Origin of the sequence: Sulfurihydrogenibium yellowstonense SS-5, assembly GCF_000173615.1 — a bacterium.
In the GTDB taxonomy this organism is placed as follows: Bacteria; Aquificota; Aquificia; order Aquificales; family Hydrogenothermaceae; genus Sulfurihydrogenibium; species Sulfurihydrogenibium yellowstonense.
The window spans coordinates 1-8985 of sequence record NZ_ABZS01000054.1 but is presented as its reverse complement, the minus strand read 5'-3'; the positions used below and the strand labels follow the sequence as shown (position 1 = coordinate 8985).

Genomic DNA, 8985 nt, shown 5'->3' with positions numbered 1-8985 from the left:
CCGATGTAAGTATCAAAGTAAGCTCTCATTGTATTTGGCTTTATGCCGTAGTATTTTAAAAATGCCTTGCCGCATAAAAATCCAGGAGTTCCTATTAGCTCCCTTGCTGAAATTAGCGTAGATGGTTCTCTCCAGTAGAGCGGTTTAAGGTGTGCATGCATATCGCATATATGTAACAGTGTAACGTTTCCGACGGGTTTAAACTCAAATAGTTTTTCCGGGTTTAAATCGTTTAATTTTGCAAAAACATCTTCAGCTGTTAAAGACAGTCCTGCTATTGCAGCAAGATGAAACAGCTCTCTTCTTGAAATATTCATGGCAGGTTTGGCACGACAAATTTCTTTTTCCTCTTTTTAATTCAAACACATACTTTCCATAATCATAGTACTCTTTAACAACCGGGTTGGATGATGTATCTACGTTAATTTTTTCTCCGGATGCTATATACTTTAAATATGTAAGTAATGCAGTGTTTTCTTCACTTTTAAGCGGGAAAGGGTTTTCAACGCCTTGGTTTAGTTTTTGACACATCTGAATTCTTTGCTGTAGTGATATTACAGCGTTTAATTTTTCGTTGTATTTTGGATAAGTTCCGACAGCTTTTTTAAGCTTTTCTTCACTGTGGCAAGATGCACAGGATTTATTTGATTTCCCCATTGGCGTATTAAACAGCTTTCCGCCAACTTCCTGAGCAAAAACTTCTCCCGGATTTATCCCGGTTTTATATAATGCTAAGTCTTCCTCTGATATAGCTTGTCCAGCTTCTTGCGAAATTGCTTCATTTATGCCAAATGCCGAAGCTAAAGCCAATGCTCCAAAAAGCAATAGTTTACCCTTTAATTTCATAGCCAATTTTCCTCCCTCAAAGAATTTAAAAAAGAGAGGGCTATTATAGCCCTCAGCCGAGATTATCCGACGTTTATATCGATTACTTTTTCTGTAACATCTCCTTTGTTATCTTTCCAAACGATTTTTAAAGGTGCAGTTTTAGTAGCTTTTACATAGAAGGATATAAACGGGTTAGCACTTACAGAACCAGAAAGTTTCATGGTAGTAATTCTTTCATTTCCATAATACACTTCTACGTCTGTAATGTGGTAAGCTGCAATATACTTTCCTGATTCTTTGTCTTTTACTAAACCTGTATCCATTGGGTGCATAATAACCGTATTAACTTTTATCAAGTCATCTTTTTTGTAATCTTTTGGTTCTATTTTTACCATTGCTGTTTTTGGCATCTTTTAATCCTCCTTAATTATTGATTATCCACATCCGCCCTATTGTAACTTTTACAGGCTTCTGTGCTTTAATGAAGCTACCATCTGCAAGCTGTGCTATAGCGACAACGTTCATAGATTCTGCAAGTCTTATTCTCGTTGATATGTAAGCCTTTCCGTTAGCTGGAGTAAGCTCAACGCTCATTGTACGAGCATTATGGTTTTTATCTGCTAAAATATGGATCGCTTTAACCTGCTCTATTGGTAGCTCTACTTCTACAGTAACCGGTACAACAGCCCCGTTTTCTGCAATCTCCGGAGCAATAAGCTTTACTTTGTCTGAATCAGCAACTGTTTTTCCGCCGGTAATTTCTTTTAATGCTTCTTCATAAGATTTTTTTGGTGGTGGTGCATCTGCAAGCTCAACAGCAAAGACATCAGTTAATAATGAGCTGCCGAACGTTAGACCGGAAACAGCCAACGCTGCTCCTTTTAAAAGCTCTCTTCTGTTCATAAAAATACCTCCTAATTTGTTTTCATAAAAAATTCGTTCATATCCATCGTTTTATAACTTCCGGATGAGAAATACTCTAAAATTTTAACAAAATCTTTTTCTTCCCAGGCTCCAAAGATTGCTTTAATTTTCTTTCCATCCGGTTCTAAGAAATAAAACATTGGTGTTCCTACAAATCCGTATTTTTTTCTAAACTCTACACCTTCTTTACTGCATTTTCTTAATTTTACAGGAACAAACTGCTTATTTAGCATGTCTTCAACTTTTCTACTGTCAAATACGTTAAAATCCATCATGTCACAGTAATGACAAGATGGTGAGTAAATATACATAAAAACAAGCTTATTCTCTTTTTTTGCTATTTCAAAAGCTTTATCAAGAGGGACCCAGTTTATTTCTGCATTTGAAATGCCAAACAAAGTTAATATAAAAATCAAAAAAAAGCTTTTAAGCTTCATACATTACTCCTGACTTAGTAAGTATGCTGTTAATTGGCAAACTTCTTCGTATGTTAATTGTCCTGTTGTAAGCTGAACTGTCATTATATGATAGTATGGAACATTTTCTAAATCCTTAGGAATCAATATTCTTCCATCAGCGATTTTTTGATATAGCCAATCTAAGGTTTTTTCTTCTCCTCTATAACCCGGAGCTTTGAAAAGTCCGTTTTTATAACCTGTTAGATCCGGTCCTATGTTTCCACATCCTTTTGCATCCTTAGCACAATGACAAGCAACACAGTTTCCTTTTGCAGTTGTATTGAAAACTTCTTTTCCTTTTTCAGCCAATTTCTTTAAAGATTCTTTGTCTTTTAAATTACAATCAGGAGGAATTGCAAACAATCTTGGTTCCGGGGGGACATCTTTTAGCATTACAGATTTGCCTTCCGGATTTTCTATTCCTGCTTCTTGAAAAGTTAAGGCATACGCACCGATTGCAGTAAGTCCAACCAATCCAGCAATTGTTAAAAACTTTTTAAGCTTCATTTTAACCTCCCATCTTTTTGTTAAAAAATTTTAATACAAATTCTATGCCAATTTTCGGGAGGCTTAAATACTTGTTATAACAAAAACCTATGTCCCAAATGGAACAGTTTTTGTCCCAAATGGAACAGTTTATCCGAACATCTCTCTCCATAGTCCTTTTGCCCATTCATGGTATCTTTTAACATTAACTTCTTTTCTTGTATTATCTTCTCTATGAATAGGTGTAACTGTTTTTGTTTCTAAGTTTAATCTAAATGAAGTTTCAGACATAACCGCTTCTTTATCACTGACCATAGAATAACAAACAACCATTAAAAGCTCTTCTTGCTTGTATTTCTTTCCTGTAAGCCTTTCATTTATTATGTTTGCAACGGCTTTTCCTTGCATGTTAGCACCAAATCCAGACTTTGGAAGAAAAGACCTTGCAGAATCTCCTATTACAAACACATTAGGAACTTTTGTCTCAAATGTAAAAGTATCTACCTCAACCCATTTTTGACCTTTTTCTAAGAGGCCTATCTTTTCAATCAAGCTTGATGCTTTCATCGGTGGAATGATGTTCGCTATATCAAATTTAAACTCTCCGTTAGAAGTTTTTATTACTTTTTTCATATAATCTATATCTTTTATTGTTGCTCCTGTTATGTACTCAGCATATCCTTTGTATAGTTCATAATACGCATTCATGAACCCTTCTGAATTAATTATTGGTCTTTCGTTTTCATCTAAAAAGTACAGCTTTGCTTTTAGATTTCTTCTTTTTAGATAGTTTAATACTAATGCTGCCCTTTCATACGGTGCTGGTGGGCATCTATAAGGATAGGATGGTGCAGTCATCACAATATCTCCACCTTCAAACTCACTTAAAAGTTTTTTTAGATATAGATGTTCTCCGCCCGGTTTGAATGCTGGTGGATAGTAAAGAAGCATCTCTTTCTGACTTTCTTTTATGTCATAATCAATACCCGGAGATAATACTAAAAAGTCATACTCAATTTTGCTTTTGTTTGTGTAAATAACTTTTTTATCCAAATCTACATTATCAACTTCTTCATGTAAAACTTTTATGTTGTGCTTAACAGTTAGGTTATTGTATGGATAACATAGCTTTGAATACTCCATAATATCGCCAATATACAGATTACTCATCGGACAGGAAATAAAAAACTCATTTTTCTCAATGAGTAATATATCCACATCTTTATTATGCTTTCTCAAAGATATGGCAGCACTTACTCCTCCATACCCACCACCTATGATAACTACTTTTGCCTTTTTTGATGCTAAGCTTGGTCTTTCCTCTTTTGCATAGGCTGAAGTTTGAAAGTTAATCAACGTTGATGCTGATAATGCAGCTGTACCAACCAAAAAATCTCTTCTACTAACATTTAATTTGTTCTTTAACATACTTCCCAACCTCCATAACTATGGTTTTATCCAGAACCTCTTTTGCCTTTCTAATGTTTCCATACTGTGCAATAAGGTCTGATTTATACATATCAAAAAACTCTCCAAATTGGTTTGGTCCAATCACACCTGTAGCGTAGATTATATCATTTTCTTCTATAAGCTCTATTGCAGCAAGCGGATATTCTGCCGGTCCTTCTAACACCTGACCTCCATTATTAATATCGAATACAGACATATGAGCACAGCATTGGATTATTCCACTTTTTCCTGTTGCTTGCGATTTTTCTGTTGGTGGATAGTAATTAATTAATGAGAAATCTTTATTTGGATAAGCCCATTGGTGAGGACATATTGCACTGTAAGCTACAATGCTTTTATTTTTACCTATTCCACCTTTGAATTCGTATTCTTTACCAATGTTTAGCTTAATTTTAGCAGGCTTAATTTCCGACCCAGTGTTGATCAAATAACAAGGAGTAGAAGCATAGGGATAAAAAAATAAAAGAGCGGTATTTGGCCGAATATCAGATGTACTAAAAGGTTGACCATTTTCTTTTACGAGCATTGTTTTTTGGTATGCTTTATAAAGCTCTTTTTCTTGGGCAAGAAGCTTATTAAAAAGCGATGGATTAACCATCATCTCTATTGCAACAACAGAACATGTTTTTAAAAGCGTCCTTCTATCCATTATTTTTCTTACCTCCCAATTTTAGTTTTAAAAACAATTTCATTTTAAAATAAAAAAGGGGGATATCAATCCCCCCATTTATTAGGTGCAAAATTGACATTTCTCAAGCGCAATAGTAAAAGATTATCTAAACATATCTCTATATAACCCCTTCGCCCACTCTATGTAAGCTTTGTAGTTTGCCTCAGTTGGTTGTTCGTCTAATTTAGGTGAGGGCTTGAACTTGCCATCGCCAAGGTACTCATAGGTAGCACTTATCCAGATAGCTTGATTTGGCGCTACAGCAGAGTAGCAGATGTTGCTTGGTGCTATGTAATCAATTTCTTTGTTTGCAATTCTTGCAAGTATAAGCTTAGCCACATATTTAGCTTCTGTGTTAGCAGCATTTCCGCTCTTTGGTATTGGTTGATTTCTTGAATCCCCTGTTACATAAACCCTGTCATCTCCTATAGCATTGTACCTTGTAGGATCTATAGTAGGCCATCTTTCGCCTTTTTTAACAAGTCCTGCCTTGAAAACTATATCCCCAGCTCTGCATACAGGATATATGGTGCCATCATCAAAAGTTATTTCTCCATAAGTTTCTGTTAAAATCTTGCGACCAGCTACATCAATAGACTTTATGTTTGCACTAGGATAGTATTCTATATAGTCTTTTACAATGTTGTCCCACGCGTATTGGAATCCTTTTGCCTTAACAGGTGGCTTCTCATGATTGTCTACTATTACTACCTTTCCTTTTATATCATTCTTCTTAAAGTACCAAGCTATAAGAGTTGCCCTTTCATATGGACCCGGCGGACATCTAAAGTCAGTACCGGGTGGCACTGTAACTACGAATGTACCACCTTCAAATTCCTGTATTTTTTGTTTTAGTTTTAAATGTCCGGAACCAGGTATAAAAGCAGCAGGATAGCGCACTTTAGCAAGCTCTATATCCTTAGGATCTTTTATCCATGCTTCATAGTGGTAATCTATACCTGGTGAAAGCACAAGATAATCATAACTAATAGCGCCTTTATCTGTATACACCTTCCTTGCGTTTCTGTCTACATCTATAACTGATGTTCCAGAAAGCATATGGTAGCCGTACTTTGATGCTGGTGCAAGATAGTCGTGAACAAGAAATTCAAGGTCTACAAGACCCACCAGCCAAAGATTGCTTACAGGACAAGAGAAAAACTCTTCTCTCTTATCAATAAGTACCACATCCACCTTAGGATTTCCCATCTTGATGTATTTAGCAATAGCCAATCCAGACCATCCAGCACCTACAATTACTACCCTTGGTGAGTTCGCGGAAGGTTTAGGAAGATTAAGCTCCTCCGCCTCCTTTGCATAGGTAAAGCTTGCGCCCCCGCCTACCAACGATGCAGCAACTACACTACCGCACGAAAGCTTTAAAAAGTCTCTCCTGTCCATCTTCATGTTTTTAACCTCCTGCTATATTAAGTTTCAAAAATAATTTTAATAGCCACCTAAATTATTGTCAAATACATATTTTTATTAAGATATTTGAATATAAAGATATTAGAATGTTTGGAAGGAATTGATGAATATGAAGTATAAATTCTATGTTTTTTTTACTACATTCGACAAATCATATTATTATGATTATAGAGAAACAACTATTTCGCAAATGGTAAAAGTTTGATTATTAACTCTATCGCATCTTTGTTTATGAAGATGATTAAAAAAGCTAAGATAATAAACATGATAGTAAACTTTCTGTCTATCTTTAGAATTTCCTTCTCAATTTTAGCTTCAAGCTCTTTATGACTTATTTCTATCTTAGCTTCTAATTCTGTTTTTAATATTTCCAAATCAGCCTTTGTAGCAAGTTCTTTCATAAGTTCGTCTTTAAGCTCAAGTTTTTTCTACTGTGCTAAAACTTCTGATTTTTTATCAAGAAAGCTCATAATCTATCACGTAAGCCATTTACATCTCCAAAATAGCTAATAATAAAAATTTATTCTATCATAGATCAAAAGGCAATCCATATTGAGAGCAGGAGACCTTAGGCTTTACAGCCTCATGATAACAAACAAATATCTTATTCTTAGTCATATTAAAATTTTGACTACAACCTATTTATAACATTAATACGTGATATAATATCAATTATCATATAGTTAAGGAGGATTCTTTGAGACCAGACGGTAGAAAACCTGCTCAACTTCGTCCTATAAAAATTACCAGAGACTTTAATATCTACGCAGAAGGTTCAGTCCTAATAGAATTTGGAAATACAAAGGTTATAGTTACTGCATCTGTTGAGGATAAAGTTCCACCTTTCTTAAAAGGCACAGGTCAAGGTTGGATTACTGCCGAGTATTCAATGATTCCAAGAGCATCAGAAACAAGAAGTCTTAGAGAAGTAGTTAGGGGTTCGCCTTCTGGTAGAACTCATGAAATACAAAGACTGATAGGAAGAAGCTTGAGGGCTGCGGTTGACCTTAAAAAACTTGGAGAAAAAACAATTTGGATAGATTGCGATGTTATTCAGGCGGACGGTGGCACAAGGGTAGCATCTATTACAGGGGCATTTATAGCAGTTGCTGATGCTTGTATAAAACTAACAAAACAAAATTTAGTAAAAGCCAATCCTCTAAAAGATTACGTTGCAGCTATAAGCATTGGAAAAGTTAGAAATGAAATAGTCTTAGACCTTAATTATGCAGAAGACTCAAACGCGCAGGTGGATATGAACCTTGTGATGACCGGTAAAGGTGAGTTTGTAGAAATAGGGGCAACAGGTGAAGAAAACACATTTTCTCAAGAAGATTTTAATAAAATGCTTGAATACGGAAAATCTGGAATAGAAAGACTTATAAAGATTCAAAAAGAGTTTATAGAAGGAATTCCATCGATCGGACACTGGGAAAGAAAAAATATTAAAGAATTTGTATACAAAGAGTAATTGGAGGTAAAAATTGAAAGAGAGTTTGATAATTCTTGGCTCCCAATGGGGAGATGAAGGAAAAGGTAAAATAGTAGACCTTCTTGCTCCTGAATTTGATTATGTTGTTAGATATCAAGGTGGAAGTAATGCAGGACATACAGTTATAGCTAATGGTAAAAAGTACACTCTACACTTAATCCCATCCGGTATTTTACACGAAGGTGTTAAAAATATCATTTCTAACGGCGTTGTTGTAGATTTAGAAGAGCTTTTAAAAGAGATGGATCAGGTTAAAGATGTTGTCAAAGATTTTAAAGATAAACTATACATAAGTGAAAGATGTCATATTGTATTTCCATATCACAAAATATTAGACAGCTTGTCAGAAAAATCTAAAGGAAAGGATAAAGTAGGGACAACCTTAAAAGGCATTGGACCGGCCTATATGGCTAAGTATGCAAGGACTGGTATAAGAATTGTTGATTTATTTGATAAAGAATATTTTAGAATTAGACTTGAAAAAGCTTTCAATGAAGCAAAAGAAATTGCTGAAAAAGTTTACGGGGAAACGTTTAATCTTGATTTAAATGAATTGTATGAAAATACACTTTCTAACTTTGAAAAAATAAAAGATTTAGTAGCCGACACTTCTTATCTTCTTGATAAAGTAATGAAGGAAGGTAAAAAAGTACTTTTTGAAGGTGCACAAGGAACGATGCTTGATATAGATATGGGAACATATCCATATGTAACGTCTTCTAATGCATCTGCTCTTGGCATCTGCAACGGTACAGGAGTTGCTCCAAAGCTAATCGGTCAAGCAAAAGTTTATGGAGTAAGTAAAGCCTATACTACAAGAGTTGGAGAAGGTCCATTTCCAACAGAGCTAAATGATGGAATCGGTGAAAGATTAAGAGAAGAAGGTCATGAGTATGGTTCTACAACCGGTAGACCGAGAAGATGTGGCTGGCTTGATTTAGTAGCTTTAAGATTTGCATGTAGAACAAACGGAATCGACGGTTTAATAATAACAAAGTTGGATGTTCTTGATGTTTTTGATGAGATCAATGTTTGCGTAGCTTATGACTACGAAGGACAGATTATTACAGAGTTTCCGGCATCATTACAAGTACTGGCCAAATGTAAACCTATCTATAAAACTATAAAAGGTTGGAAAACTTCAACAAAAGGATTAAAAGATATTACAAAATTACCGGAAAATGCTAAGGAATTTATAAAAACCATAGAGGAAAATACAGGCGTAAAGT

General features: G+C 35.0%; 11 protein-coding genes and 1 pseudogene. 2 read left to right on the top strand and 10 right to left on the bottom strand.

Annotated features, from left to right (window positions below; translation table 11 throughout):
* The 10 genes and pseudogenes from SULYE_RS03350 to SULYE_RS03305 all read right to left on the bottom strand — a co-directional run.
* Window positions 1–317: pseudogene (locus SULYE_RS03350) on the bottom strand (thiosulfohydrolase SoxB); the annotation flags it as partial.
* Complete coding sequence (gene soxA / locus SULYE_RS03345) at window positions 253–846, bottom strand: sulfur oxidation c-type cytochrome SoxA (RefSeq protein ID WP_007546495.1); 594 nt, start codon at window positions 844–846, stop codon at window positions 253–255. The gene soxA and the pseudogene SULYE_RS03350, both read right to left, overlap by 65 nt.
* Before the next feature lie 62 nt (window positions 847–908).
* Complete coding sequence (soxZ, locus tag SULYE_RS03340) at window positions 909–1238, bottom strand: thiosulfate oxidation carrier complex protein SoxZ (RefSeq protein WP_007546493.1); 330 nt, start codon at window positions 1236–1238, stop codon at window positions 909–911.
* 13 nt (window positions 1239–1251) lie between these two features.
* Window positions 1252–1731, bottom strand: a complete 480-nt coding sequence (gene soxY, locus SULYE_RS03335; RefSeq protein WP_007546491.1) for a thiosulfate oxidation carrier protein SoxY — start codon at window positions 1729–1731, stop codon at window positions 1252–1254.
* Between the two features lie 11 nt (window positions 1732–1742).
* Window positions 1743–2189, bottom strand: coding sequence for a thioredoxin family protein (locus SULYE_RS03330; RefSeq protein ID WP_007546489.1), 447 nt, complete (start codon window positions 2187–2189; stop codon window positions 1743–1745).
* Between the two features lie 3 nt (window positions 2190–2192).
* Window positions 2193–2717, bottom strand: a complete 525-nt coding sequence (soxX, locus tag SULYE_RS03325; RefSeq protein WP_007546487.1) for a sulfur oxidation c-type cytochrome SoxX — start codon at window positions 2715–2717, stop codon at window positions 2193–2195.
* Between the two features lie 129 nt (window positions 2718–2846).
* Window positions 2847–4124, bottom strand: a complete 1278-nt coding sequence (locus SULYE_RS03320) for an NAD(P)/FAD-dependent oxidoreductase (protein WP_007546486.1) — start codon at window positions 4122–4124, stop codon at window positions 2847–2849.
* Window positions 4099–4815, bottom strand: a complete 717-nt coding sequence (locus SULYE_RS03315; protein WP_007546484.1) for a Rieske 2Fe-2S domain-containing protein — start codon at window positions 4813–4815, stop codon at window positions 4099–4101. Before SULYE_RS03315 ends, SULYE_RS03320 begins: the two co-directional genes overlap by 26 nt.
* Before the next feature lie 123 nt (window positions 4816–4938).
* Window positions 4939–6243, bottom strand: a complete 1305-nt coding sequence (locus tag SULYE_RS03310; RefSeq protein ID WP_007546482.1) for an FCSD flavin-binding domain-containing protein — start codon at window positions 6241–6243, stop codon at window positions 4939–4941.
* A 200-nt stretch (window positions 6244–6443) separates the two neighbouring features.
* The gene (locus tag SULYE_RS03305) at window positions 6444–6665 is read right to left on the bottom strand and encodes a hypothetical protein (RefSeq protein WP_007546480.1); all 222 of its coding nucleotides are present in this window, start codon (window positions 6663–6665) and stop codon (window positions 6444–6446) included.
* A 296-nt stretch (window positions 6666–6961) separates the two neighbouring features.
* On the opposite strand from SULYE_RS03305, the gene rph reads away from it, so the two are divergent.
* Window positions 6962–7735, top strand: a complete 774-nt coding sequence (rph, locus tag SULYE_RS03300) for a ribonuclease PH (protein WP_007546479.1) — start codon at window positions 6962–6964, stop codon at window positions 7733–7735.
* A gap of 13 nt (window positions 7736–7748) precedes the next feature.
* Window positions 7749–8985 (top strand): adenylosuccinate synthase (locus tag SULYE_RS03295; protein WP_007546478.1); only part of this gene is annotated, 1237 nt, incomplete at its 3' end.

Excerpts from the sequence above, each read along its gene's own strand:
- soxZ (WP_007546493.1), bottom strand. The coding sequence starts at position 1,238 with ATGCCAAAAACAGCAATGGTAAAAATAGAACCAAAAGATTACAAAAAA.
- SULYE_RS03310 (WP_007546482.1), bottom strand. The coding sequence starts at position 6,243 with ATGAAGATGGACAGGAGAGACTTTTTAAAGCTTTCGTGCGGTAGTGTA.
- SULYE_RS03315 (WP_007546484.1), bottom strand. The coding sequence starts at position 4,815 with ATGGATAGAAGGACGCTTTTAAAAACATGTTCTGTTGTTGCAATAGAG.
- soxY (WP_007546491.1), bottom strand. The coding sequence starts at position 1,731 with ATGAACAGAAGAGAGCTTTTAAAAGGAGCAGCGTTGGCTGTTTCCGGT.
- SULYE_RS03305 (WP_007546480.1), bottom strand. The coding sequence starts at position 6,665 with ATGAAAGAACTTGCTACAAAGGCTGATTTGGAAATATTAAAAACAGAA.
- SULYE_RS03320 (WP_007546486.1), bottom strand. The coding sequence starts at position 4,124 with ATGTTAAAGAACAAATTAAATGTTAGTAGAAGAGATTTTTTGGTTGGT.
- SULYE_RS03330 (WP_007546489.1), bottom strand. The coding sequence starts at position 2,189 with ATGAAGCTTAAAAGCTTTTTTTTGATTTTTATATTAACTTTGTTTGGC.
- soxX (WP_007546487.1), bottom strand. The coding sequence starts at position 2,717 with ATGAAGCTTAAAAAGTTTTTAACAATTGCTGGATTGGTTGGACTTACT.
- soxA (WP_007546495.1), bottom strand. The coding sequence starts at position 846 with ATGAAATTAAAGGGTAAACTATTGCTTTTTGGAGCATTGGCTTTAGCT.